At 39.3% G+C, this 24,089-nt stretch carries 35 protein-coding genes and 1 pseudogene; 2 read left to right on the top strand and 34 right to left on the bottom strand.

Annotation, left to right across the window (positions count from 1 at the left end; genetic code table 11):
* Positions 1 to 50: 50 nt before the first annotated feature.
* From LOS79_RS30960 to LOS79_RS30950, 3 genes are all read right to left on the bottom strand, one after another.
* Complete coding sequence (locus tag LOS79_RS30960) at positions 51 to 581, bottom strand: hypothetical protein (protein ID WP_315414793.1); 531 nt, start codon at positions 579 to 581, stop codon at positions 51 to 53.
* Between the two features lie 119 nt (positions 582 to 700).
* On the bottom strand, positions 701 to 1,192 hold the full coding sequence (locus tag LOS79_RS30955) for a SitI3 family protein (protein WP_315414791.1): 492 nt from the start codon (positions 1,190 to 1,192) through the stop codon (positions 701 to 703).
* Positions 1,193 to 1,410: 218 nt separating this feature from the next.
* Positions 1,411 to 1,785 carry a hypothetical protein gene (locus LOS79_RS30950; RefSeq protein WP_315414790.1) on the bottom strand — a complete coding sequence of 125 codons (375 nt, stop codon included), beginning with the start codon at positions 1,783 to 1,785 and terminating at the stop codon, positions 1,411 to 1,413.
* Positions 1,786 to 2,135: 350 nt separating this feature from the next.
* On the opposite strand from LOS79_RS30950, the gene LOS79_RS30945 reads away from it, so the two are divergent.
* Positions 2,136 to 2,354: an S-layer homology domain-containing protein gene (locus LOS79_RS30945; protein ID WP_315414789.1), complete on the top strand. Its 219-nt coding sequence runs from the start codon at positions 2,136 to 2,138 to the stop codon at positions 2,352 to 2,354.
* A 193-nt stretch (positions 2,355 to 2,547) separates the two neighbouring features.
* Here LOS79_RS30945 and LOS79_RS30940 read toward each other — a convergent pair whose 3' ends face one another.
* Both LOS79_RS30940 and LOS79_RS30935 read right to left on the bottom strand, forming a co-directional pair.
* Positions 2,548 to 3,147: a pentapeptide repeat-containing protein gene (locus tag LOS79_RS30940; RefSeq protein ID WP_315414788.1), complete on the bottom strand. Its 600-nt coding sequence runs from the start codon at positions 3,145 to 3,147 to the stop codon at positions 2,548 to 2,550.
* A 213-nt stretch (positions 3,148 to 3,360) separates the two neighbouring features.
* Positions 3,361 to 3,612, bottom strand: coding sequence for a hypothetical protein (locus tag LOS79_RS30935; RefSeq protein WP_315422541.1), 252 nt, complete (start codon positions 3,610 to 3,612; stop codon positions 3,361 to 3,363).
* Positions 3,613 to 3,726: 114 nt separating this feature from the next.
* Between LOS79_RS30935 and LOS79_RS30930 the strand changes: the two genes are divergently transcribed.
* A complete protein-coding gene (locus tag LOS79_RS30930) occupies positions 3,727 to 3,987 on the top strand; it encodes a hypothetical protein (protein WP_315414787.1) in 261 nt (86 codons plus the stop codon).
* 1,848 nt (positions 3,988 to 5,835) lie between these two features.
* Here LOS79_RS30930 and LOS79_RS30925 read toward each other — a convergent pair.
* The 29 genes and pseudogenes from LOS79_RS30925 to LOS79_RS30795 all read right to left on the bottom strand — a co-directional run bounded on the left by LOS79_RS30925 (position 5,836) and on the right by LOS79_RS30795 (position 23,859).
* Positions 5,836 to 6,180: a hypothetical protein gene (locus tag LOS79_RS30925; protein WP_315414785.1), complete on the bottom strand. Its 345-nt coding sequence runs from the start codon at positions 6,178 to 6,180 to the stop codon at positions 5,836 to 5,838.
* Positions 6,152 to 6,427: a hypothetical protein gene (locus LOS79_RS30920; protein ID WP_315414784.1), complete on the bottom strand. Its 276-nt coding sequence runs from the start codon at positions 6,425 to 6,427 to the stop codon at positions 6,152 to 6,154. The genes LOS79_RS30925 and LOS79_RS30920 overlap by 29 nt, the downstream gene beginning before the upstream one ends.
* An 86-nt stretch (positions 6,428 to 6,513) precedes the next feature.
* On the bottom strand, positions 6,514 to 6,801 hold the full coding sequence (locus tag LOS79_RS30915) for a hypothetical protein (protein WP_315414782.1): 288 nt from the start codon (positions 6,799 to 6,801) through the stop codon (positions 6,514 to 6,516).
* Between the two features lie 144 nt (positions 6,802 to 6,945).
* Entirely contained in the window at positions 6,946 to 7,443 is a 498-nt protein-coding gene (locus LOS79_RS30910) for a hypothetical protein (protein WP_315414781.1), read from the bottom strand.
* A 133-nt stretch (positions 7,444 to 7,576) separates the two neighbouring features.
* Positions 7,577 to 7,828, bottom strand: coding sequence for a hypothetical protein (locus LOS79_RS30905; RefSeq protein WP_315414780.1), 252 nt, complete (start codon positions 7,826 to 7,828; stop codon positions 7,577 to 7,579).
* A gap of 792 nt (positions 7,829 to 8,620) precedes the next feature.
* Positions 8,621 to 9,022, bottom strand: a complete 402-nt coding sequence (locus LOS79_RS30900; protein WP_315414779.1) for a YxiF family protein — start codon at positions 9,020 to 9,022, stop codon at positions 8,621 to 8,623.
* Positions 9,023 to 9,078: 56 nt separating this feature from the next.
* The gene (locus LOS79_RS33160) at positions 9,079 to 9,246 is read right to left on the bottom strand and encodes a hypothetical protein (protein ID WP_397386824.1); all 168 of its coding nucleotides are present in this window, start codon (positions 9,244 to 9,246) and stop codon (positions 9,079 to 9,081) included.
* 220 nt (positions 9,247 to 9,466) lie between these two features.
* Positions 9,467 to 10,348, bottom strand: a complete 882-nt coding sequence (locus tag LOS79_RS30895; protein WP_315414778.1) for a hypothetical protein — start codon at positions 10,346 to 10,348, stop codon at positions 9,467 to 9,469.
* Positions 10,349 to 10,468: 120 nt separating this feature from the next.
* The gene (locus LOS79_RS30890) at positions 10,469 to 10,906 is read right to left on the bottom strand and encodes a hypothetical protein (RefSeq protein WP_315414777.1); all 438 of its coding nucleotides are present in this window, start codon (positions 10,904 to 10,906) and stop codon (positions 10,469 to 10,471) included.
* A 9-nt stretch (positions 10,907 to 10,915) separates the two neighbouring features.
* Positions 10,916 to 11,197 (bottom strand): RHS repeat-associated core domain-containing protein, encoded by a 282-nt coding sequence (locus LOS79_RS30885; RefSeq protein ID WP_315414775.1) that lies wholly within the window; start codon positions 11,195 to 11,197, stop codon positions 10,916 to 10,918.
* 62 nt (positions 11,198 to 11,259) lie between these two features.
* Positions 11,260 to 11,511 carry a hypothetical protein gene (locus LOS79_RS30880; RefSeq protein ID WP_315414773.1) on the bottom strand — a complete coding sequence of 84 codons (252 nt, stop codon included), beginning with the start codon at positions 11,509 to 11,511 and terminating at the stop codon, positions 11,260 to 11,262.
* A 96-nt stretch (positions 11,512 to 11,607) separates the two neighbouring features.
* Positions 11,608 to 11,892, bottom strand: coding sequence for a hypothetical protein (locus tag LOS79_RS30875; protein WP_315414772.1), 285 nt, complete (start codon positions 11,890 to 11,892; stop codon positions 11,608 to 11,610).
* Positions 11,893 to 11,986: 94 nt separating this feature from the next.
* Positions 11,987 to 12,292, bottom strand: a complete 306-nt coding sequence (locus LOS79_RS30870; RefSeq protein WP_315414770.1) for a hypothetical protein — start codon at positions 12,290 to 12,292, stop codon at positions 11,987 to 11,989.
* A gap of 325 nt (positions 12,293 to 12,617) precedes the next feature.
* Positions 12,618 to 13,148: a hypothetical protein gene (locus tag LOS79_RS30865; RefSeq protein WP_315414769.1), complete on the bottom strand. Its 531-nt coding sequence runs from the start codon at positions 13,146 to 13,148 to the stop codon at positions 12,618 to 12,620.
* A gap of 305 nt (positions 13,149 to 13,453) precedes the next feature.
* Entirely contained in the window at positions 13,454 to 13,660 is a 207-nt protein-coding gene (locus LOS79_RS30860; protein ID WP_315414767.1) for a hypothetical protein, read from the bottom strand.
* Between the two features lie 73 nt (positions 13,661 to 13,733).
* Positions 13,734 to 14,093, bottom strand: coding sequence for a hypothetical protein (locus tag LOS79_RS30855; RefSeq protein WP_315414766.1), 360 nt, complete (start codon positions 14,091 to 14,093; stop codon positions 13,734 to 13,736).
* Positions 14,090 to 14,461, bottom strand: a complete 372-nt coding sequence (locus tag LOS79_RS30850; RefSeq protein ID WP_315414765.1) for a hypothetical protein — start codon at positions 14,459 to 14,461, stop codon at positions 14,090 to 14,092. Before LOS79_RS30850 ends, LOS79_RS30855 begins: the two co-directional genes overlap by 4 nt.
* A complete protein-coding gene (locus LOS79_RS30845) occupies positions 14,434 to 15,192 on the bottom strand; it encodes a hypothetical protein (protein ID WP_315414764.1) in 759 nt (252 codons plus the stop codon). Before LOS79_RS30845 ends, LOS79_RS30850 begins: the two co-directional genes overlap by 28 nt.
* Before the next feature lie 67 nt (positions 15,193 to 15,259).
* Positions 15,260 to 15,538, bottom strand: a pseudogene (locus tag LOS79_RS33155) (RHS repeat-associated core domain-containing protein); the annotation flags it as partial.
* Positions 15,539 to 15,745: 207 nt separating this feature from the next.
* Complete coding sequence (locus LOS79_RS30840) at positions 15,746 to 16,168, bottom strand: SMI1/KNR4 family protein (RefSeq protein ID WP_315414763.1); 423 nt, start codon at positions 16,166 to 16,168, stop codon at positions 15,746 to 15,748.
* A gap of 15 nt (positions 16,169 to 16,183) precedes the next feature.
* Entirely contained in the window at positions 16,184 to 17,374 is a 1,191-nt protein-coding gene (locus LOS79_RS30835; RefSeq protein WP_315414762.1) for an HNH/ENDO VII family nuclease, read from the bottom strand.
* 313 nt (positions 17,375 to 17,687) lie between these two features.
* Positions 17,688 to 18,311, bottom strand: a complete 624-nt coding sequence (locus tag LOS79_RS30830; RefSeq protein WP_315422540.1) for a hypothetical protein — start codon at positions 18,309 to 18,311, stop codon at positions 17,688 to 17,690.
* Between the two features lie 17 nt (positions 18,312 to 18,328).
* The gene (locus tag LOS79_RS30825) at positions 18,329 to 18,727 is read right to left on the bottom strand and encodes a hypothetical protein (RefSeq protein ID WP_315414760.1); all 399 of its coding nucleotides are present in this window, start codon (positions 18,725 to 18,727) and stop codon (positions 18,329 to 18,331) included.
* 516 nt (positions 18,728 to 19,243) lie between these two features.
* Entirely contained in the window at positions 19,244 to 19,810 is a 567-nt protein-coding gene (locus LOS79_RS30820; protein WP_315414759.1) for a hypothetical protein, read from the bottom strand.
* Entirely contained in the window at positions 19,803 to 21,131 is a 1,329-nt protein-coding gene (locus tag LOS79_RS33150) for a toxin C-terminal domain-containing protein (protein ID WP_397386712.1), read from the bottom strand. Before LOS79_RS33150 ends, LOS79_RS30820 begins: the two co-directional genes overlap by 8 nt.
* Positions 21,132 to 21,463: 332 nt before the next feature.
* Positions 21,464 to 21,838 (bottom strand): hypothetical protein, encoded by a 375-nt coding sequence (locus LOS79_RS30810; protein WP_315414757.1) that lies wholly within the window; start codon positions 21,836 to 21,838, stop codon positions 21,464 to 21,466.
* A 10-nt stretch (positions 21,839 to 21,848) separates the two neighbouring features.
* Positions 21,849 to 22,733 carry a hypothetical protein gene (locus tag LOS79_RS30805; RefSeq protein ID WP_315414756.1) on the bottom strand — a complete coding sequence of 295 codons (885 nt, stop codon included), beginning with the start codon at positions 22,731 to 22,733 and terminating at the stop codon, positions 21,849 to 21,851.
* 290 nt (positions 22,734 to 23,023) lie between these two features.
* Positions 23,024 to 23,512 (bottom strand): pentapeptide repeat-containing protein, encoded by a 489-nt coding sequence (locus tag LOS79_RS30800; protein WP_315414755.1) that lies wholly within the window; start codon positions 23,510 to 23,512, stop codon positions 23,024 to 23,026.
* 8 nt (positions 23,513 to 23,520) lie between these two features.
* Positions 23,521 to 23,859: a hypothetical protein gene (locus LOS79_RS30795; protein WP_315414753.1), complete on the bottom strand. Its 339-nt coding sequence runs from the start codon at positions 23,857 to 23,859 to the stop codon at positions 23,521 to 23,523.
* Between the last annotated feature and the right edge of the window lie 230 nt (positions 23,860 to 24,089).

Below are 24,089 nucleotides of genomic sequence, written 5' to 3'. Positions count from 1 at the left end.
ACAACTACATTGTACTAAGTAAGGAGCCATTCTCGTAAACTTAACCAGCATTAAAATTTAGTAAAATCTCGACTCCATCCATATTTTTTTGTATTAAGGACATATTCTCTTGCAGGTATAAAATCAGCGCTGTTTAATTCAATAGATAAATCCGATCTGGTTACTACAGATAAATCACATCTACCGTAGGGCCATGCGAGTGTTGCCTCAATTTCATAAGTATTGGCATTGTCATCTTCATGTACATCACCCCAGGTTTTGCTGACTCCCATTATGCTATTATCTGGCCATCTTAGCAGGGGGTAAGGGGGAGTATTACCATATAATACAGCTTCTATGTTTACTCTAGTCACATCATGAAATTGGAGCTTACTATAGCCTGAAACATAAATATCATCATTGAATGGTCTAGTATGTTCAGTTAGCCCATACGCTTCTAAGCCATAGACACTAAGAGGTAAAGTTATTCCCCACACTCTGAATTCCAAATTAGTAGCCGACATGGAAGGATAATCAATAATAATGGCCGACTCCATCAAATCAAGCAACTCAAATCTTTCCTTGGAAATATCTATTTTCAACTTAAATCCAACCTCCCTTTAAGGGTTCCATGGACGACCTGATTCTATGGTTAATTATAGCCCCCGCTCTATATAATGATAGGACATTACCTGTAAATACTCTCGAAAAAAACAACAGTTTAAAAAATATAATTCCCATCATAATAATAATAATAACTACGCCCCTTAAGAACTTCAGCAAAACATCCATTATCCCAAATATACGAAGAGTTTTCTAAGTATATATTTTCTTTTGCAAAAAAACATAATTCATTATCACCATTCGACAATAATAGAGCATTTAAGTTGTGATTTCTCAACAAATTGAATACGAGGGATAACATAAACTTATAAGATTCATTATTATATATGTTATTTATAAATCGAAAACTTAATGTAGTTTCATACACAAACTCATTTCTCAAAAACTGCGTATCCATAGCGTTATACGGATAGTCACTAGAATCAGTTAAGCATAAATTCAAACCAAACGTTTTTTCAAATTGATTAATCTCAATTCCTTTAGTTAGCCTTACTATTTGAATATTTGCATATCCAATTGATTCGAGTTCTTGTATTAAAAGTTCTTCAGATATTTTTTTTTCTACTTTTAGTGAATACTCAATAGCCATGCTTAACCTCCATGTCATGGATATAAACGAATAATGGTACCGTTGCTATCAACCGTTATTAATTCTTTCAATCCAGAAATAGGCCAATCAGATAACTGCTTCTTTAGTGCATTCATATCGCCTTAACAATCTGAGAGATTTAAAACTACTCTATCAGTCTAACCTGCATCTACTTTCCCCTGTATAGTAGAGCCTATATTTCTTGGAGAAGTATTAGGTTATCTGGTTACACTAACCTCACTTTTTGCTTGTGCCATTCTCTTTAGACTGAAACCACTGCCTGCCACATTTAATGTAGCTACTGCATAAGCCTCGGCCAGTCTTGGATCGGTGACCTCTTCTTTATACATTTTAAGTGCATCTTTTACCGTAAATCCTTTTTCGGCCATATCGTACGTGAATTGTAGCATATCCACTGTTCCACCAGGGCCTTTTGTTCCTTGAAGCTGGGCATCCTTGAGAATTGTAGAAGTTATTTGCCCTTTGTTTGCCTTGATCGCGTCGATGACATATAGTGACTTCTCCAGCGATCCCATGTAAGAACTTGTATCTGCTATAAACTTCAGTTCATTCGCTGTGACCTTGTATTCCATGGCGAGCGAAGCACTTGCTCTGTCTATAATCTTATTATCCGAGGTATGTGTGGTGGATGAATCTACCTTTACCGTCAGATTTGTTCGTCCTATCTACAACTGTGGTGAACGGATAAGATGCTGCTATACAGCAGAAGATTCTTTCAGGTACAGGGCAATATGAATATCAAAACTAATGTAACCATGAACATAGAAGAGGAGATGTCGGCAGGAGAGATCGTCTCTAACAATCTATTAGCTGCAATCTGGTAGTCTACTTTCACGCCAGCTTTAAGTGTCTTATCATTCTCATAGTAGAATTTCTCTACAATCTGCTGATTACTGTCATAGCACTTTTTCTAGTCAGAGCTTTGGAGCTTAATGCAGTAGACGGGGCCGGCTTTACGGACCATCACCAAATCTCCAGTTATGCGGCAGATGATATTGCAGCATTGGCAGCAGAGGGTCTCATTAAGGGAGATGCCCTGCAGCAGCTCATGCCAATTGCACACTCGACTCGTGCCGAAGCGTCGATGCTGATCTATAGAATTCTTATGCAGCAAGCAGAGGCGGCTGCGCCGTCACTATAGAGGATATGGCGAAGAGTGTTGGATGATGGGCGGATGAACCAAAAACAACCTGGTACAGGCGTTGTCCGTACCGGGTTGTTTTTAAAGTTACAATTCATTTTGCGTAAAACCCTTTGGGGATTTTCCGTTTTGGGTATAACATTAAAGCATTTGATATTCGTACAACCGAAACAAGGTTAACTTTAGGGTAATATTAAGAGTTATCTGCTCTTTTAACTAACCAGTTAACTGCATCCTTTCCAATTAATATCTCAGGGCTTCCTTTTTTACCAATATCAATCCAATCCACTTGTACAGTTTCAATCCCTATAGCCCCTTGTAAATTAATCCCATACACTCGACACTTTTTAAGTGAAGCATTTGTTATATTTACATTTGTAAGTATTGCATCCACTAAGTTAGCTTCAGAAAATAAGGTTTTTTCTAAATTAGCTCCACTTAAATCTGTACTTGTTAAATTCGACTCAAAAAAAGTAGACCTAAAGAGATTTGAGTTTTGCATCCTCGCCTTTTCAAAATCCGCATAATCTGCTGTTGCTTTAACTATCTGTACATTTCCTAAATTCGCCATAAAAAAATTACAGGATGCTAAATTCGAATAATTAAAAATCACATTTTCTAAATTGGCGCTTTTAAAAGTTACTTCTGGTAATATTACTGATGTTAAATTTTCATTTGATAAATCTATACCAGATAAGTCGATTTCAGATAAATACAATGGAGTACCATTATTCCCCAATGACTTAAGCCAAGTTCGATGAAGCTTAATTTTTTCATTTATCACATCATTCATTAGCACTATAGACCTTTCATTTATTATGGCAAAAATTTGACTCTGTCTCCCAAACCTTGTTTCACAACCTCGTTTTTAAGTTGTGTCAAATCAGAAGAAGATAGGCTTCGGGTGTCTACCATCACATTCTGTGTTATTGGTGTAAGATAGTCTCATTCGTGATCTCCCCTCAAAAAAATCTTAAAAAGCATGAAACCAATCAAGATCACTTCATTAGGATTCAAATGTCATTCTCTCAGGAAAGACACCACCCTCTTTAATGAAACATTTTGCCATTCTTTGAGCAGCTCTATCAAAGTAAAATTGATTTGAATGATTTGGATTGTTTATTGATTCTAATTCGGAGAACATACTTCTTTCTTTGTCTAGTTGAATTTTCCCCATTATATCTTCTTTTGGACCGAATCTATAAATTACAACCGATTCGTCCTCGTAGTCTTTCAAAAGTAGAACAAACGCCCCCATTTTTTTGTCACCTCTCATCTATTTCCCACGGACGGCCTAGCCTAACAGAAGCTTCGTGAGCAGTTTCATAGTTTGTCTTAAATATACCTTCAAACCGGTCTAGAATTATCGGTTATGGCCATGGGAGATAATGTATCAATTCAAGGTCCAACCGCTAATTTATATGCAAACTTCGGAGCAGCATTCGTTGCATCTCTTAATAATGTTAATACTAATAGTTACTATTCTGGCTACACAGCAACGTTTGTTGCAAGTTACCAATTGAAAGCATCCCTTAGCGTTCCTTTTCCTGGAGGAACTAATGGTGTCGTAACATATGACTTTGGAAGCTATACAGATTCATTTAACGCATATCCATCAGCAATGCAACATTAGCTCCTTTATGCTAAAATATTATTAATTTTTCAGCTTTTAAGTCTTAAGGAGTGGGTACATTGAATTCTTTCTCCAACAAGAACGTAAAAATATCCAGCGGATATATCATTTTAATGGCAGTTATTTATTATACTTATGTACTCCTGGATAGACATCGATTAAATAAGTCATTCTATTTATCATCAAAAAATGGAATCAGTCCCGAAGAGTTCACTTCCATTAAACAGTTTGGAACGTGGGTATCGACCTTTGAAATTATTTTTTTCGTTATTTTCCTTATATCTTTTATGGTTATTCATATTCACAAGGGAAAAAACACAAAAATATTAATGCATTTTTTATTGTTGAACACTGTTTTATTTATAGGCATTGCTCTTATGAACTATATCATTTCTTTCGTCAGTTCCATGCCAATCGGCAACCTTATGCAACCTCTTATCTGGCCAATATTAGTAATGATTGTACTTTTTATCTATGTTTTATTTTTAAAAGCAAAAAAATAATGGCATGAATTTTTAAAAAAACCTAGAGGACTTGGTCATACCAACTTGGGAAGCCTTCTAGGTTTTTTTTATTTTATTTACGTTCGTTCAATTCTGCCGCCAGCAGCTGATTATTCATCCTTCTCTAACACATATGTCTTTATTACTGTATTTCCATCAAATACATAAATTCTCTCACATCCAGTACATCTCCAAACATCGTATCGAGGAAATGGTATTGTAACTGGGTCAATCGAATCTCCTAAATTAATAATATTATCCCATTCTCTATCTGTATAAACCCTTAATTCTATGTCATTAGGTGAATTTGAATTCGAAAGTGTAACACACCACACTTACATTGTAATCTTGCCACTGACACCCCTCCTACTATGGATGTGTAATAGTTCCTTCATTTGTCCAGATTTCAACCTTTCCGGGAATTGTTTTGTTAGAATATGTCCCAGATGCTCGGTTATACTTACCGCCCGATACTCCGTCTTGTGCTTCATCATGCTGTAGATAATGTTTACAAGCCGTAGCATACGACCCTTCGTAGACTTCGTGAATAGGTCGCTTATGCGAACGGGAATGTCAAAAGCTACATCGCACCTTACAAACAAAACTTGATTGGCATCTTCTCGGATTTGTTCGAGTCAATAACAGAAATAAACAAGCGACTTTGGATAGGCTTCTATCCTGAGCGTGTTCTTACGAGTTTTCGGAGTAAATACCAACTTTTGGAGGTAATCAGGAAGTGTTCGCCCATATTGATTCTGATAAGGTATTGAAAACCTCTTTCCCTCACCATCATCCTGCCCCCGCAGAAGTGGCAGATACGTTTATGGAACCCATTGAATAAATCCCAATGAACGCCTAAAAAGCAATGACAATACAGTCAATGGATAGACTGACCCCTTTCATGTGCCGCCCCCTCCCGAATTTTTTGATGAATTTTGCGCTTAATTAGAGGGCTGGTGGCTAGCCTTTAACACATGACCTTCCCGATAAAGAATGTTCAGTTACGTACTGACAGTATAGTAGTCGGGCTATCCCTTCGATTAGTTGCGATAGTTTTTCGGAAGATTGCCTTCTCAGTGTCTATATCGAGATAGGGCATTGTTCAGATGCGATGGATTTTAAAAAAACCGCAGAAAACAAAGCTAACAAGAAACAGGTCAATCATGGTGGTAACTAACCATAATCGACCTGTTTGATGTAACGTCATAGTACTATTTAGGTTACAAAATTCAAGCATTGATGTGCGTACAATGGTTGAATGATGGGTTCATTCGGCACTGGGTAGCTCCCAAAGAAAAAAACCTTGAAAGGCATAAAGCTAATCAAGGTCAAGTCGAATTAAAAATTAAGACACAATAAAATCTTCTATTGGCATTATATTTCCATTGTCATCATCAATATAGATGCCACTCGGAAAATTTTCTTGAGACAATATTTGTTTCATCAAATTTTCACTCGTATACGTCATCATAATGAATTGAGGATTCGGAAATGGAATTCGTACTTTATCACCTTCCTCATAATCATTAATAATATCTTCTGCACTGTCATAGAAAACATGATCGTTACCGTAATCTACAACAAACCTATTCTCAGTAAGACTGGTGGATTTATTCTCACCATAATGTTGTAGATTACGAATTAGGTTAAGATTAAAGCCTTCATTTCCAATTAGAATTATCCATTGCACATCGCATTCTCCCTTCTTTGTTATCTACAACATGATTAATTAAGTCCGCTTCATTTGTAAACACTTGGATTCCTTCTTTTTGAAGCCCTTTTACAACAGCGGAATTCGGACTCTGATTAGGTAAATAAACAATAACCTCTTTATTCGTACTTGAGGCAGTATTTATTGCTTGCCGAGTCGCACCCTTTCCGCCACCTTGTTTAACTTGAATTATCGCGTTATCAAGTTCTATATCATAATCTGTCAAAGGTGTTCCATCTGCTCTATAAACTTTCTTATTTACATCAACGACTTTACCAGGAAATCTTGCTTCAATTGCATTAGCAGTTTCACCTACATATTTGTCGGTTGAAGTAAAAGTTCTGTACCCATTTTATCTTGATGGGTGGTATTGGTTGAAGTTCCTATTCCCACACTCTTTAATGCTTTATCCCACTCTGATTCAGTCGCGTACCCTTTTGACGTTCCTTTCACTACGATCTGCGTGATCTGCTGACTTTGAATCTGTAGCGGCGTATCCACTGGCTTTGTATTGTTTTTATCATCTCTAAGTTTTTGGGCTTGTGCTGTTATAGCTGCCTTTTCACCCTTGGTCTCAGCCTTATAATACGCATTCGTCAACGCAATGATCTTTGCTTGCGCCTCTACATTTAATTTCTCGTCTCCTGCTGCCCAGTGACCCGTTGGGTCCAGGAACAGAATCGGATTGTTGTGCGCAAAAATAAAGAAAACCTTGAAAGGCCTTAAGCCGATTAAGGTAATATCTTAGTACACGACTAACTTTCCAGTCTTTGGATAATCTCCATCCCACCCACACGGAAAGTTCCCATTCTCGTAAACTAGGAGTAGGTCTAAGAAAAATAAAGGAAGCTTTTTGCAATTGTAATAAGTATATTCCATAATAGCATTAAGCACATCCCACTTAACACAATTAACAAAGATATTATCGAGATTATATTGTTCTCTATAACTTTCTAATCCGGATGACAGAGATGATTCAATATATCCACTAGCATCTCTCGCTATGTTGTTCCATTCTTGATATTTATCGGAATATTTATTGTGCAAAAATACAGTTAGTATATTTCTCGCCTCTAATGTTGTGTTATCCCAATTAACATCTGAGTACCATACATGAGCTTCCTCCCAACTGCTAACTTGAACGGCATTTTGATTAATACCTTCACCAGTTATAGGAACTCCACATTTTGAAAACCAATTAATGTTATCAATTCTTTCAAATATCTGTCTGTTTATTTTCAATAAACTCACTTCCTTCAAAATTATAAGCAAACCTGTAGGCGTAACAAGTTCACCTAACTCTTCTATACTTGGAGTGATACCGTCTTTTAAAGAAAATTCTTAAAAGGCACACAATCAATACAGGTTAACGATATTAAGATTCAAATGTTTTTCTATCGGGGAACCGTCCGTTTTCCCTAATTAAACAAAATGATATCCTTTGAGCGGCCCTATCGAAATAAAATTTAGTGGAGATATTATTATCAGGGATAGGTTCTATCTCAGCAGACTTCCTTGTTAGTTTATTAAGTTCTATTTTGCCCATCACTTCTTCATTTGGTCCAAATTTATATACTACTCTTTCTTCATCTTCCATTTCTTTGAGCAATAATACGAATGCAGCCAAGATCGTTTCCTCCCTTTAAGGGTTCCATGGACGACCTGATTCTATGGTTAATTATAGCCCCTGCTCTATATAATGATAGGACATTACCTGTAAATACTCTCTCGGCTTCTTTGATTTGATAGAAAGGTCAGTAATTAGCCTGACTTCTCTTTTTTCACTTAAAGTATATGCCTGTCCCAATCTACGCCCCTTAAGAACTTCAGCAAAACATCCATTATCCCAAACATACGAATAGTTTTCTAAGTATATATTTTCTTTTGCAAAAAAAACATAATTCGTTATTATATATGTTATTTTTAAACCTTAATGTAGTTTCATACAAAAACTCAGGATTCTGTGTACGTTTCGATACTTAAGGTAGGGTTACCAAAGACATCGTAGTCATACTGTGTCTATATCGAGATAAGGTATTGTTCAGTCGCGATGGATTTTGGAAAAAATGTAGAAAATGAAGCTAACATAAAACAGGTCAATCATGTTATTTGTCATTTTAGAATTAATTACCTCCAACAATTATATATTCTAATATGTTGCTATTAAAGAAAACCCTAGAAAACGAAGCTAACAAAAAATAGGTCAATTATGGATGTGTCTGACCATAACCGACCTGTATTCCATAAGGAAATTTCGATATTTAATTTAAATAATTTGTGCATACAAACGAAAATGGAAATCTTTATACAGGTTTTACATAGGTTGATGTCCTATTTGTTGAATAATTAATTCAATTAATGTTGGGTAACCCCAATAAATGAAACCTGGAAAGATTGACCCCCTCCCAGGTCATGCCCATCAAATTCCCCAAACTGTTCTCAAATAATTGTATTCTTCGGCCTCAAAACAAATACCGAAATCCCCTTCAATTTGAAATAAAACGATCTCTTGTCCACTTAGGAATTCAATAATTCCCTCAAAATGAGCCGCGAACTCTGAAAAGGTCAAAGAAAGTGCCCCTGATTCAACATCATGGTAATGTAGTAGTGCGACCTTTTTGTTATTCATATGTTGATTTGATCCAAGAATTGATTTTAAATCATTAATTACTTCTCTGATATCCTTTAATGGCTTTGTGTTACAATATTTCTTCACTAGATTATATACCATTGTTCTAGCGGTGATAGATTCCTCTGGGTTCAAAAAATATTCATCGGTCAAGCTCATCCCTGTATAATCAAAGAATTTATTAATCACCAATATTCTGGACTGGTTCATTTTATTCAAAGACCTTAGCCTCGCCATTTTTTTCCACATTATCTTCCATTTTTCCTAAACCCTCCAAAGTCTTCTAGATAGTGGCCTTGTGTATCAGGTAGCCGTCTATACCTCTCATCTACCTTAAATAAATCTTGCCCCGGATACTTCTGTTTAGCACCATGAAAATGCGGCCCTCTACCAAATGGATCATTCTGATGCTCGATGATATACTTTTTTGTCCATCAACATTATATTCATATACTCTTCTATCATTCGCAGAGTTTTTATAGTCTTTTACTTGGCCTTGTTTCGTAGTAGTAGCTGAGCTAGGTATTTCAGAGTCACGTTTAGCTTGATTAAAGGCTTGTTTTCTAGTAGTTTCCCCCGTCCCTTCAGCCTGTATCTTCAGGCCAGCCGCGTTAGCTGCTTTAACCTCCTGGTCCGTTAGCGTTGTAGGAATACCTTGTTTTTTAGATTATTATAGAGCGCACTGGAGCTGTCCGACAACGTCTCCTGTACCTGCCGCCCAACTCCTGTACCTGTTTGCTTCACTCCTTGCTGCGTTACCTTATTCCCTACTACTTCCGCAGTTTCCTTCACAGTAGCTTTTACCACCAAATTCTTTGCTACTGCTTTTTCTAATCCCTGCGCTGCAGCCTTAATGCCTCCCTTAATTAACGCCCCTTCACCTAATGTTACTACTGTGAAGGCCAAGGAAGCCGAACCTATCCATCGTTCTGTTGTCGTTGAGTTCTTCCCGAAAGCCGCCTTGATATCGTCACCAACGAGTAAGTTATAGGTTCCAACACCTAAGTTTTTCGCTCCAGTTGCAACCTTATTGATTACAGATGTACTTCCCTTCCCCGATGCTGCTGGCTTCACCGGCACGGGGTCTTTCTTCGCTGCGGCTTTGGTGGCCTGGGCGGCTTGTTCATTCTTTTTCGCTATCTTCAATTCTGCCGCCAGCAGCTGATTCTGCTTCGTCAGATTAGCCATTGTAGCCGCTGTCTTACTTTGCGCCACTGATGTCGCTGGCGCACTTGTCTTTGCAGCTGGCTTCGGCGTTACCGGTGCCGCAGTGACCGCTTTGGCTGGTGCCTGTTTCGCTGACACTGTTGCTGCAGGCTTCGTAGTCTGCGCTGGCTTCGCTGGGACTGGTGATGTTGGTTTCGCTGGCGCTGGTGTCGATGCCTTCTTTTGTGCCAAATACAGATGCTCTTGGCGCTCCATCGCGGCTTCATCCTGCTTGATCTTGCTCTGGAGTGAACTTGCCGTTGCCGCATGTCCCGCCCTGATCAATATACTGAACCGGATCATTATTGGCATAGGTATACAGGTTCAGGATGAGCAGGTTATTGTCCTCACCTCATAGTTGTCCTCTGACAGGGTAGCCCCCACCAAAAAAGAAAAACCATAGAGAAAAAGGATTCCCTATGGCTTACCTAACTATTTCCTTACTTCAATGATACTACTTTCTCTTTTGGAGGTAGTTTTATTGAAATAGAATGCTTGACCTGTTTGTTTATCTAAGTTTTCCGCCATCGTGGTTACCCCACAAATAAGTGAAATGTACCGTGCCATCCAAAGTGAAATATCGAACATTCGGTCATTAAATACTTCTTGGAATGAATCAGTAGTAGTTGTTCCAAGGAAATATTGATAATCAGACCATTTTTCACTCTCCTGTATGCTTCTTAATTCAACCTCAAAACCTAAAACCTCAGAATAACCCACTAAATCATAAGGTTCATCGTCCATATTCTCATATCTTAATCTAGGTATATTTAGCTCTTTTTCTAATTTTGAACCTAAGTCTTGTAAAGAACCTTCGTATTGAATAAATACCTTTGTGTAAGCACCATATACTTTATCCGCATTCTGCATGTTGACCTCCTATTTACTTGATGGCTTAAATTTAATTGAGAAACCCTTCAGGCTGAGCGGGTTATTGTCCTCCCCCCAGTAGCTGTCCTCTGACAGGAAGCGTCCGATATACGGATCGTAACGTGCCCGCAGATAATACAGTCCCGTCTCTCCATCGTAGTACTCTCCGGTGTAACGAATGGATTCCGTGTACGTTTCGATACTTAGGGTCGGATTACCAAAGACATCGTAGTCATACTGGTTCTGTATCTCTCGATGTGTTATTAGTTGAATGATAAGTTCATTCGGCACTGGGTAGTCCCAGCAAAGAAAAAACCTTGAAAGGCATGAAGCCAATCAAGGTTAGAATTACATTATGATTCAAATGTAGTTCTTTCAGGAAAATGTCCGCCTTCATTATATAAACACCTAGCTAATCTTTGTGCCGCCCTTTTGAAATAAAATTTTGATTCATTATTAGCATTTTGAACTGGCTCAATTTCTTGGATAGTCTCTTTTTCTTTATTTAATTCAATTTTCCCCATTACTTGTTCATTCGGCCCGAATCTGTAAACAACCTTTTCATCGTCCTCAAATTCTTTAAGTAATAATACAAAGGACGCCATTTAATTCCCTCCTATGGTCTCCAAATTCTACCGGAGCTTTCTGCTGCATCATGTGCTATTTTATAGTCTGTTTTGAAAACACCTTCGAATTTGGATTCAAAGATTTTTACCATATCCATTTGACTTGATATGCTCATTATTAAATACATGGTCTTTGATGCGCTGTATCCGGCTTTCTGCAATTCCTGTATTCTTTGAAATCCCCTGAACATCTGAAGTTGATGCTCTTATGCTATCATACATTTTCGATGCTTCAGCTTTCCCGCCTTCACCAACCGACTCCCCAAATCGTACATGTACGCAGCTGTCGATTCTCCGTCGATCACATGCACCATATTCCAGCAGGGATTCAGCTCTACCTAATACCCACTTAGAATTCACCGCCAATTATCAAGGCGCTATTGTAAGGACTAGGGTTCTTTTATATCCCACCAAAAACACCTTGATAAGAACGAATCTCATCAAGGTTTGAAACTCAAGAGAGACATTCAATAACTAGTTCATCCAACTCCATCCAAATATCCTCAAGTTTGTTTAACAGTTCTGAATCTTGAACATCATGAGCTGTGAAACTCAAAAATGTATTCCTGATCATCTGAGGCATACTATACAGAACTAGTGCAAGCTCCTTATTAACCACTTGTTCGGCTTTTAACTCCTTTGATAATTCAATTAATAATTCTCGTAGTGCTTCAAACTCGACTTCATCAACAACCATTTCATTCCTGACTTTATCAATAAAAGTATTATTTAATATTTTCCCCTTTAACTCACTATCCACTTTATCCTCCTATGGTAGAAAAAGATTAATAGCATCTGGAAACTGCTTATCCAATAGTTGCGAAGCATTTAAAAAAAATCCGAGAGAAAGCAGACATAATTAACAGGTCAATTACGTTGGTATCTGACCATAATTAACCTGTTTGATGTAACGTAATAGCGTTATTTAGGTTATAAAATAATAGCATTGGATGTGCATACAACCAAGATGGAGAAATCTTTATACGGGTACTACATAGTTAGATGTGTTATTGGTTAAATGATGGGTTTAATCGGCACTGGGTAGCCCACCATCATACAAGAAGTGTTTCTTACAGTTACCACATTTATTGTTCATATATTCGGATAGGATACAAGGAAATCCAATCCCTAAAAAGCTTTTCATCTAGCAGCCCTGGACATATTTTTTGGCTACAAAAAATAAAATCCCGGAATAATCCTTCTAACATTTTTTTAACAGATAATTTTTCCATTATTAAATGTGATGGAGAAGGTAACCATCCTTGCGTTAGACTTTTGCAAGCTAGATGTAGACTCCCCTCTTTTTCACTAAAAGTTATCTCTCTCATCACATTTTGTTCATAAAAACCTAAGCAGAAACTAAATTCATTTTTGTTAAAAATTTGAATTATATCTGGCAATTCCTCAATTATCATTGGAAGATCAAATCTACAATCTACAGGCCATCTCTCACTTCCAAAGCCTGAAACAATAAAATATATCTCTCCAGTTTGATGCAAATACCCACAAATATCAGATATTATACTTGTGTGATCATCAAGATCATCATCATACTCTTTTTCTTCAATCGTAACTTTATCAAAGTTATTTTCATGATGTAGATACATTCTAAACACCGGGTTCACCACCTTTTATTCTGTCAATTTGAATGTGTCATTTACAGGATACGCGGTTTTTAGTGTTCCTGTTTTTGAATTAGGAAGAATAACAGATCTTGTTACTGGTGCTATATCCCAAGAAGGCTTATTACTTGTCCTAAACCTTCTGGTATGTCTAGTATAGTTGGCTTATCAACTTTACCATACGAATTCAAAAGTTTTGCTGGCTTCGCTGGGGCTGGTGCTGGCGGTGTAGACAAATTTAAGTTCTATGAGAGAAAAAAACCTTGAAAGGTACTAACTCAATCAAGGTTTTTAGAAAGTTAATTGGGACTTATTAAGCATTTACCTACTAATTCCTCTGCCTCATACCCGTTTGGTTTGAGATTTAAGGAAATAGTATCTTTATACATTTGTGGATTTTTATAACCCATGTGCACTACATTATTAATTACAAATTCCTTTGAACTATCATTTGAATCCACTAGTACATTCCCTGTAAGTACGCCTGAATATTTACCAGTAATCACAACAAAATTAGCGCTCCCAAGATACATTGAAAATTCAAGGCACGAAGCCAATCAAGGTTTCACAATACATTATTTAACCGTTTTGATCTTCCTTTTTCGCCAAATCAATCGCCACTGCTAATTTAATTTGAAAGATTTTACTTAACCTTCTTTGGAAATCCTTCAGATTAAAAGTTTCGATTATAGGAGCTTCCGAAGGATTGACTCTGCTAATTTCAACTTTAGCAATTCTATCAAGGTCAACTAAAATAGTGAAAATATCTTCGCCTTGTTCAGGTGTCCAATTCAAAATATATGCACTTTTCACTTCTCCGAAAGTAGTTCTTAAAACATTCAATATCGCTTCTGCTTTAGCATCTTGAGCCAGAACTATATTCGAGCCTTCTAACTCCTTTCTGAAATCCTGTTCCTGTTTGCTTCCTATTAGTTTCATTTTATCACCCCTGGAGTAGCAGTAACTAGATTCCCATACTTATCAGTTAATACCGTCATAATATTTGTAGGAGAACCACTAAACTTGTCAATACCTATGTTTGAGTCTAATGTAACTTCCCTTACATATCTAGCCTGCTTCTCAATTGTCCCATTTGCTAACTTTATGTCTGAGTATAAAACTCTCGAAACTGGAGTGTTCACAACTTCTTTACTTTGAAGAACTCCCTTTAGTTCATCAGGTGTAATTGAGAATTGGGAAGCATTCTTTGAAGGGTTAAAATGTCTATCTAGTACATGATTAAAACCTGCCCCCTCTTCTGCACTCCCATTTCTTAAGTTTACTCTAGACTGAACAATCGGAGGCATTCCTTCAATCTTACCCGCACCCTCAGCCGCCTTAACCTCATTCGCAACAATTCCCGATGAATTAGGCTTACTCGATCCCGAACCTGCTTTAGGAGTTCCTTCAACAGATGGCTTTTTCGGACTTGGAACTTCAACTTTACTAGGTGTTGAGGATTTTCGCTCAAGGCTCCCTGCGCTGCAGCCTTAATGCCTCCCTTAATTAACGCCCCTTCACCTAATGTTACTACTGTGAAGGCCAAGGAAGCCGAACCTATCCATCGTTCTGTTGTCGTTGAGTTCTTCCCGAAAGCCGCCTTGATATCGTCACCAACGAGTAAGTTATAGGTTCCAACACCTAAATTTTTCGCTCCCGTTGCAACCTTATTGATTACAGATGTACTTCCCTTTCCCGATGCTGCCGGCTTCACCGGCACGGGGTCTTTCTTCGCTGCGGCTTTGGTGACCTGGGCGGCTTGTTCATTCTTTTTCGCTATCTTCAATTCTGCCGCCAACAGCTGATTCTGCTTCGTCAGATTAGCCATTGTAGCCGCTGTCTTACTTTGCGCCACTGATGTCGCTGGCGCACTTGTCTTTGCAGCTGGCTTCGGCGTTACCGGTGCCGCGGTGACCGCTTTGGCTGGTGCCTGTTTCGCTGACACTGTTGCTGCAGGCTTCGTAGTCTGCGCTGGCTTCGCTGGGGCTGGTGTCGATGCCTTCTTTTGTGCCAAATACAGATGCTCTTGGCGATCCATGGCGGCTTCGTTCTACTTGATCTTGCTCTGGAGTGAACTTGCCGTTGCCGCATGTCCCGCCCTGATCAATATACTGAACCGGATCATTATTGGCATACGTATACAGGTTCAGGCTGAGCGGGTTGTTGTCCTCACCCCAGTAGCTGTCTTCTGACAGGAAGCGTCCGATATATGGATCGTAGTAACGTGCCGGCAGATAATACAGTCCCGTCTCTCCATCGTAGTACTCCCCAGCGTAACGGATGGATTGCGTGTACGTTTCGATGCTGAGGGTCGGATTACCAAAGACATCGTAGTCATACTGGTTCTGTACTTCGCCCTCTGAAAGCGCAGTTACAGTTGCAATTGATTATGAAAAAAATAAATAAACTAAGATAAAAAAACAGGTCAATCATGGTAGGATTTGACCATAAACGACCTGTTTAATGATGTGTAGATAAACAAACTGAAGAAATCTATATATGGGCATTTCTCAGGTTATATTTGCTACTTATTAAATCATAGGTTTGTTCAGAACAGTTAATGTGCTTTGGTACTGGCAAGACCATCATATTTATAAGTTATCAATACCTTCTTGAAACATATCTATTGTGTAATCATCAAAGGTATCATAGCGTTCAGAAAGCCCCCCCCCTCTATTCCAACTAAATACTCTTTCATCATTAAAATCAGCAGAATACATACATCGAACAAATTCCCCAGAATCTTCAATCACAATAAGCCCCATATCAAGCCCCATTTCCCTCCATCTTTCAGTCGCCTTTACTACAGACGCCCCAAAATCACCTTCAACGCCTAAAATTTCAACACCACATATTCCTCCTGAGCCATATTGTTTTAGAAATTCTCGGTATTTTTGAGGAAACTTTAAATTAAGTATTTTCTCAGAATTCGCAATAATTTGCTCCGATGTTCCTCCGAAAAAATCCTTTTCTTCACCGTGTTCTTCAATCATTTTGATTATCTCCTGATTCATGGCATAACCTCTTTTCTAATCTTCATTTGAACGCATTTTCCAGTAATTATTCCTAAAATTATTATACTGTTTTTCAAGCGATGGATTATTCCTGAAGCTGTTTCCATCTTCTATTAAACCATGCAATTGGCTGCTGAATTTATCATGGGTAGATTCAGCAATTTCAACCATATTTCCTGGTTCTTTTTGGATCAAATGGTGCAATTCAACTTTACTTTCCACTCCGTCTTTTACAACATAAGGAGATTTCCCTTTAGACATTAACTCCTTATTACTTTGCACGATTGCAGCTGGATCTTTCGGCACATAATTTTTATCAATCTCGATTTGGTACACTCTTCTTGATACATCCACATCTTGTCCTGCCACCTTAACAGATCCAGTTACTTCTACAGCAGTGTATTTATCTGGTAGAGAGTCTAATTGAATTTTATCCGAAGTTAGTTTTGTAGGTTTTAGTTTTCCATTCCCTACCCCCCCAGAACTACCCGACAACGTCTCCTTCTTAAGGACCTGTCCTGTCTCTTTCAATCCTTGCTGCGTTACCTTATTCCCTACTTCTACAGCATCCTTCACAGTAGCTTTTACGACCAAATTCTTTGTGATAGCTTTTTCCGTCGTTTGAATTGCACCTTTGATCGCTGATTTAATAGCTCCCGCTTCACCAAGAGTAACCACATTCAAGAGCAAGGATGCAGAACCTATACTTTGCTCCAAAAATGTACTTTTCTTACCAAAAGCTAGTTTGACATCATCACCAATCGCTAGGTTAAACGTATCTACAACTAAATTTTTCGCTCCCGTTGCAACCTTATTGATTACAGATGTACTTCCCTTCCCCGATGCTGCCGGCTTCACCGGCACGGGGTCTTTCTTCGCTGCGGCTTTGGTGGCCTGAGCGGCTTGTTCATTCTTTTTCGCTATTTTTAATTCTGCCGCCAGCAGCTGATTCTGCTTTGTCAGATTAGCCATTGTAGCGGCTGTCTTACTTTGCGCCACTGATGTCGCTGGCGCACTTGTCTTTGCAGCTGGCTTCGGCGTTACCGGTGCCGCGGTGACCGCTTTGGCTGGTGCCTGTTTCGCTGACACTGTTGCCGCTGGCTTCGTAGTCTGCGCTGGCTTCGCTGGGGCTGGTGATGCTGGCTTCGCTGGCGCTGGTGTCGATGCCTTCTTTTGTGCCAAATACAGATGCTCTTGGCGATCCATGGCGGCTTCGTTCTGCTTGATCTTGCTCTGGAGTGAACTTGCCGTTGCCGCATGTCCCGTCGGGTCTATATACTGAACCGGATCATTATTGGCATACGTATACAGGTTCAGGCTGAGCGGGTTATTGTCCTCTTACTGTAATCGATATAAGTACAACTGAAATGGAGAAAACTTCAAACCGTTATACATGAGTTAAATATAATTGAAATCATCCAGATGAAATTGTATAGATTATGAGCATAATCCGCTCCCTCAGCAAGAAAAAAACCTTGAAAGGCATAATGCCAATCAAGGTAAGGAAGAGAGCAATATATTATTTAACTTTCAATACTTTTTCCGAAAATTTCACATATTCATCATTACATTCAGTTTTTAGTCCCAGTATCTGCAAAAAGTCATGAATATAATCCTTAATAACTGATTCAAACACATAGATTGGAACATATTCTAATCCAGTCGAATATGGAAAAGAAATCTCATCTGAATATAAACTTTCATTATTCCACGATATTTCTATTTTATTACCAAAATTTCTGAAATAAACCTCAGACAGGTATGAGCCTCCCCTACTAGAAAACCAAGAATGTTTGAACTCCCAGTCTTGTTTTGTGCTAAACCACTCATCAAATTCATCATCGTTGTCTGAATCAAATTCCAAACTGCTAGCTAATAGTTCAATCGAGGTTTTACCTTGAACAGGTAAAGGAAACTCTTCATCAGTTAAAATGGTCGGCAGATTTTCACTTAACCATTCTACTAAGTGAATCAAGTTCCATTCATAAGTGGTATCTTGATTGTTCCTAGAAAACTTACAAAGTTCTTTCCCATTGACCCAAAGCTCAAACTTCCCCCACGATTCAGCAAGCAATCCCCTTTCGTTAAAGGGATTCTTTGTAAAGTCATATTTAATTGCAAATATATGAGTATCACCAAACACTCTCAAGCCTAATCACCTCACTTATTATTTTTTATCATTTTATTATCTGCTTTAGAAATTTTTGCGTCATTAACCATTTGTCTCAGCACATCGGCAGGTACTTCCTTAGCAGGATTAACAACTTCATAAGGATGCCACCCTGCTTCACCATCAGGTTGAAACTTAACCAACTTGTCTTCATAAATATTGTAAAGTTGTTTGTTCTTTGAGGACGAATAAGCGCCATCTAGTAGCTCTTGCCCAGTTTTCACATCAGGTATTGGATTAGGGCTTCCCCATCCACTTTGAGGGCCATGCTTAGGGCTAAGCTCATAATTCCTTTTTGGAATATCCCCCGCACCCTCAGTACCAGTCCCCGAGCTTTTAGCCGAACTTAAGCTTGAACCCGAACTTGATCCACTGGAGCTCTTACTCACCTTAATCTCACCCAGCAGGTTGGAGCCTGCTTGGGCTCTAACGGCTGCGCCATGCACGCCCACCGCAGTCGATACTGCGATGACTGGAACCCCGATTGTTGCCCCGATTCCGCTCAGGCTTAACGCTCCGCCTCCGGCATTTCCGCCGGTCGCCAGTGCCAGTTCTACAGCGGACTGCGCCAGCGTGGCTACGTGTCCAATGATCTTTCCCGCTTTATAGCTGGTCGATGCTTCTTGCGAAGCCGTTGGTTTATACAGCGCACCTGCTACTCCAGCGGTGCTGTTATCGCTGACGATCGAATGCGCCGACGTTTTGTTTTCTTGGCCGTGTTCACGACCACAGCCACTGTCTTCTTCGCTCTGGCTGCTATAGTGGCGACTGCCTTATTGGTAAAATGATGAAATCTTCATGCAGATATCAGTGGTTAAACGTGTTTTTGGTTGAATATTGAGTTCATTCGTCACCCACCAAAAAAAGAAACCTTGAAAAGCACGAAGCCATCAAGGTTAATCCCTCTAATTAGTAGATGGGGGAAATGGATAAGGTTCATCCCATTGATTTATAGTAAGTCCCAATTCACGTATTTTTGTTATAACCTCTTCACATACTTCTGTACTTCCAATATCCATGTAATAATCATAATCAAATCTTAAAAACATTGATTCAGATTGTAACTGAGCCCATAAATTTTCTCTGAGAGCTAACCGACTGATATATTCTATTTCATGTATACCAACAACCATTCCTTCTGTGACTAATTGGTAAAAATCATATAATACATTTGAATTACTGTCATTTATCCCTTTTCGAGAATTTTTTTCTTTTATTACATTTATATCAAATGGTTTCTCTAGTTGCTCAATAATCAAAGTACTTATGTTTGAATACATCATAAAAATCTTAATAGCTTGAATATATAAATCCTCAACAGTTAAATATTCATTAACAGTTAGGACTTTACCATTTATCTCTTTCCCAATATCGGAAACTGATGTCCAAGATGGGATTGCCCCTTGCCCATATAAAGGAAGTTCAATCTCCTTATACTTGCTAATCTGCCAATAATGTTTAATATCAATCACCTATTCTATTTAGATATTTATCAAAAGTCCCTTGTCTGGTACCTTTACTAATCAACTCTTCCGGAGATACTGCCTTTTTCCAAACCCCACCGTTATCTGTAGAACCAGTTGTTTTTCTTGGTGTATCTGGAGAGATATAATCCTTTCCGTTAGTGTACACCGCTCTGCCATGTGACTTTTCTGGAACTCGCTTATAACCCAGCATTTCAGCTGCAACGTCCGCTTCTTTATCAGTTCGATACGGTCCATTAGGTGGTGATGTCTTTTCTGCCGGGGTCCATGTCCCTGTTTTATTATTGTAATCATCGGTTCTTTGTTGCTTACGATCATAATATCCACCATAAGCATCATTACCAGTCCCCGAGCTTTTAGCCGAACTAGAGCTTGAACCCGAACTCGATCCGCTGGAGCTCTTACTCACCTTAATATCACCCAGCAGGTTGGAGCCTGCTTGGGCTCCTACAGCTGCGCCATGCACGCCCAACGCAGTCGATACTGCGATGACTGGAACCCCGATTGTTGCTCCGACTCCGCTCAGGCTTAACGCCCCGCCTCCGACATCCCCGCCGGCCGCCAGTGCCAGTTCTACAGCGGACTGCGCCAGCGTGGCTACGTGTCCAATGATCTTTCCGACTTTATAGCTGGTCGATGCTCCTTGCGAAGCCGTTGGTTTATACAGCGCACTTGCTACTCCAGCGGTGCTGTTATTGCTGACGATCGAATGCGCCGCGCCTACCGCTACATTCAGCGTTGCCCTCGCTGCTCCTGATACGGCCGTAGTTACGTTCGATGCAACTTTTTTCATATCGGCCGCGAGGCCCGTCTTCGCTACCGTAAGTGCCTTGCTGGCCGCATTCCCCGATGCTGCCGGCTTCACCGGTACGGGGTCTTTCTTCGCTGCGGCTTTGGTGGCCTGGGCGGCTTGTTCATTCTTTTTCGCTATCTTCAATTCTGCCGCCAGCAGCTGATTCTGCTTCGTCAGATTAGCCATTGTAGCGGCTGTCTTACTTTGCGCCACTGATGTCGCTGGCGCACTTGTCATTCCAGCTGGCTTCAGCGTTACCGGTGCCGCGGTGACCGCTTTGGCTGGTGCCTGTTTCGCCGACACTGTTGCCGCTGGCTTCGTAGTCTGCGCTGGCTTCGCTGGGGCTGGTGATGCTGGCTTCGCTGGCGCTGGTGTCGATGCCTTCTTTTGCGCCAAATACAGATGCTCTTGGCGATTCATGGCGGCTTCGTTCTGTTTGATCTTACTCTGGAGTGAACTTGCCGTTGCCGCATGTCCTGCCCTGATCAATATACTGAACCGGATCATTATTGGCATACGTATACAGGTTCAGACTGAGCGGGTTATTGTCCTCACCTCATAGTTGTCCTCTGACAGGAAGCGTCCGATATAAGAATCGTATTAACGAGCCCTCATCTTTAAAGAAATTGTCAACTGTAGAACAAAACAGATCAATCATGGTATAACCATAATCGACCTGTTTGACTTGACGAAGTTATACAATTAAAACCCTGATTTACGTCAAAACAAAATAGAGAAATCCAAGTAAGGGTATTATATTGATTGAGTTATACGTCCATCTAAAACTGAATTGCTCAAGAAAACCTTTAAAGAGTACAGACAACTAAAGAATTTCACTAAGAAGAATCTTAAGACGAAAAATACTCAAATTGATCGATATTCTCAATGTTGTATAATGGTTCGAATGACTCACTATCACTACCTATCCAACCGCCATAAGTAATTAACACAGACTTGATTTGAGGAATAATTAAGCTGATATCTCTTGGATGATGTGAGATGCATAAAATACTTTTTATTCCTTTTGCTTTTAACATATCACTGTTTTCCGAATCATCAAATTCTTCTAATTTCATTTCCGCCCATTCTGCATAACTTTCCATAGTATAATAAATTTGAGCTACTTTTGAAGAACTACTGTGAATTATTTTTAGCGAGCTTATTACTTTCTCTATGTCTATTATGGAGATGATTTTATTGGTTAAAAAGAAAATATCATTCATTGTTTTCCTCCTAAGGCTTTATTAGCTCCAGTAGAGATTTAATATCGTTTGTCATTAATCCTCCGGCTTTTTCAACACTCTGAGCAGCATGCTTGCTCATTTTCAAACCAGGTACACCTATAACAACCTTTCCTTGTGGATTTAGTACAGAATCTAATCGATCAGTCACTTGTCTTGTAAGACCATTACCATTTCCGGCTTTAAATTCAAGTATAGAATTATCTGTTTCAAAGTCTATCTCAATATCTCTACCATCAGAATGTTGACGTTTATGTCCAGAGTCAAATTCTCTGTTTGGATATTCTTGTTTGAATTTTTCAATGAAATTTTGAACTTCTGGTTCAGGAGCACCTTGTGTAGGTTTGCTAGAACCCGGAGACGACAAACCACTACCAGAGTTTTGCTTTTTCGGCAGCCCCTTAGTTCCCAGATTCGCCTCAGACATAGCTTCCTGCGCTGCCTGTCGGCCAGTTCCTGTAATTGTTTCCCTTATCCCTTGCCGCGTTACCTTATTCCCTACTACTTCCGCAGTTTCCTTCACAGTAGCTTTTACCACCAAATTCTTTGCTACTGCTTTTTCTAATCCCTGCGCTGCAACCTTAATGCCTCCCTTAATTAACGCCCCTTCACCTAATGTTACTACTGTGAAGGCCAAGGAAGCCGAACCTATCCATCGTTCTGTTGTCGTTGAGTTCTTCCCGAATGCCCCCTTGATATCGTCACCAACGAGTAAGTTATAGGTTCCAACACCTAAATTCTTCGCTCCCGTTGCAACCTTATTGATTACAGATGTACTTCCCTTACCCGATGCTGCCGGCTTCACCGGTACGGGGTCTTTCTTCACTGCGGCTTTGGTGGCCTGAGCGGCTTGTTCATTCTTTTTTGCTATCTTCAATTCTGCCGCAGGAACTGATTTCCTTTTTCCCACTCGCCGTCAGTTGCCAGCACATCATCTACATAAATTGCAAACATGTCAGGGTCTTCTTGTTTAAGGCTATTAATAAATCAACAACTGTCTTCCTTACAATTATGTCCATTTGAGAAAGAACAGTTGCATAAGCTAAATGAACGTGCGGATGATTTAAAATTCTATGGAGCATCTGACATTAAAAAAAACCTTGAAAGGCAAGAGCCAGTCAAGGTCCAAAAAATAATATCTAAATTTATTACTTAACGAACTTAATTTCAAATCTTAATCGCTCCATACTCCAAAGGGTTAAACATTAATGGCCAAACGGTATTATCATCAAATAAGGCACCTTCGAGCATGCTATCTTGTAATCTTTCACACAACATATTAGCTCCCATTAATTTTGCGCATTTAAAATTAGCATTCCATACATCGGCTCCAGCTAAAATAGCGTTAATTAAGTTAGCATTGCTTAGATCAGCACCTGCAAGTTTTGCCATTGTAAGATTTGAAGATTTTAAATTAGAATATCCAAGCATTGCCACCATTAGCAAAGCACCTGTTAAATTCGTTCTACTTAAATTTGCCTCTTTTATCTCAGCACCCCGTAAATTTGTTCCTACTAGACTTGATCCGCATAAATTTTCTTTATTGAGAATAGCTCTGTGCAGGTTAAGATTGTCTAAATTTGAATTTTCAAGGGAATCCATTTGAAGTTGTATTGGTTCATTTGCAATACTATTAATAATAATAATTTTGTTCACCCTCTTTATTATTTGTTTCCCCAATCAAAAGGATCAATTTTCACATTTCCCCATTTAACAACACTATTAGGCATACCACCAAGATAAGGAGTAATAGTTATATCAACTCCAGACACTCTACCTGAGATATAACGATGGTTACCATCAACAATAATTTTATTGTCAACTTTGATTGGAGGTGGCATCTCGTCATTTGATAGACGTTGAGTATAAAGATTAATCGCAGGTAATGACACAGCTGATTGTTGAGTTTGTAAGGGAGCATCTTTCATCGCTTCTCTAATATGTTCTTCAGTAACCTCCATTCCAGGTTTCCAAGTAGACTTCCCTGTCCCCTCGGCCTGCATCCTCAGGCCAGCCGCATTGGCTGCTTTAACCTCCTGATCCGTTAGTGTTGTAGGAATACCTTGTTTTTTAGATTATTATAGAGCGCACTGGAACTGTCAGACAACATTCCCCTCTTTACAACCTGTCCCGCTTCTTTCGCTCCTTGTTGCACCGCCTTGGTTCCTGCGATCTCTGTACTTTTCTTACCAAAAGCTAGTTTGACATCATCACCAATCGCTAGGTTAAACGT

Source organism: Paenibacillus sp. MMS20-IR301 (assembly GCF_032302195.1).
Classification (GTDB): domain Bacteria; phylum Bacillota; class Bacilli; order Paenibacillales; family Paenibacillaceae; genus Paenibacillus_AQ.
This window is presented reverse-complemented; position numbering and strand designations above follow the sequence as displayed.

What these genes read in the sequence shown, in the direction of transcription:
- LOS79_RS30845 (WP_315414764.1), bottom strand. Translation starts at nt 15,192, where the DNA reads ATGGATCGCCAAGAGCATCTGTATTTGGCACAAAAGAAGGCATCGACA.
- LOS79_RS30880 (WP_315414773.1), bottom strand. Translation starts at nt 11,511, where the DNA reads ATGGCGTCCTTTGTATTATTACTTAAAGAATTTGAGGACGATGAAAAG.
- LOS79_RS30930 (WP_315414787.1), top strand. Translation starts at nt 3,727, where the DNA reads ATGGCCATGGGAGATAATGTATCAATTCAAGGTCCAACCGCTAATTTA.
- LOS79_RS30795 (WP_315414753.1), bottom strand. Translation starts at nt 23,859, where the DNA reads ATGCAGGCCGAGGGGACAGGGAAGTCTACTTGGAAACCTGGAATGGAG.
- LOS79_RS30935 (WP_315422541.1), bottom strand. Translation starts at nt 3,612, where the DNA reads ATGGGGGCGTTTGTTCTACTTTTGAAAGACTACGAGGACGAATCGGTT.
- LOS79_RS30840 (WP_315414763.1), bottom strand. Translation starts at nt 16,168, where the DNA reads ATGAATCAGGAGATAATCAAAATGATTGAAGAACACGGTGAAGAAAAG.
- LOS79_RS30835 (WP_315414762.1), bottom strand. Translation starts at nt 17,374, where the DNA reads ATGGATCGCCAAGAGCATCTGTATTTGGCACAAAAGAAGGCATCGACA.
- LOS79_RS33150 (WP_397386712.1), bottom strand. Translation starts at nt 21,131, where the DNA reads ATGCCAATAATGATCCGGTTCAGTATATTGATCAGGGCAGGACATGCG.
- LOS79_RS30850 (WP_315414765.1), bottom strand. Translation starts at nt 14,461, where the DNA reads ATGCCTCCGATTGTTCAGTCTAGAGTAAACTTAAGAAATGGGAGTGCA.
- LOS79_RS30955 (WP_315414791.1), bottom strand. Translation starts at nt 1,192, where the DNA reads ATGGCTATTGAGTATTCACTAAAAGTAGAAAAAAAAATATCTGAAGAA.
- LOS79_RS30950 (WP_315414790.1), bottom strand. Translation starts at nt 1,785, where the DNA reads ATGGAATACAAGGTCACAGCGAATGAACTGAAGTTTATAGCAGATACA.
- LOS79_RS30895 (WP_315414778.1), bottom strand. Translation starts at nt 10,348, where the DNA reads ATGCCAATAATGATCCGGTTCAGTATATTGATCAGGGCGGGACATGCG.
- LOS79_RS30940 (WP_315414788.1), bottom strand. Translation starts at nt 3,147, where the DNA reads ATGAATGATGTGATAAATGAAAAAATTAAGCTTCATCGAACTTGGCTT.
- LOS79_RS30810 (WP_315414757.1), bottom strand. Translation starts at nt 21,838, where the DNA reads ATGAATGATATTTTCTTTTTAACCAATAAAATCATCTCCATAATAGAC.
- LOS79_RS30855 (WP_315414766.1), bottom strand. Translation starts at nt 14,093, where the DNA reads ATGAAACTAATAGGAAGCAAACAGGAACAGGATTTCAGAAAGGAGTTA.
- LOS79_RS30890 (WP_315414777.1), bottom strand. Translation starts at nt 10,906, where the DNA reads ATGCAGAATGCGGATAAAGTATATGGTGCTTACACAAAGGTATTTATT.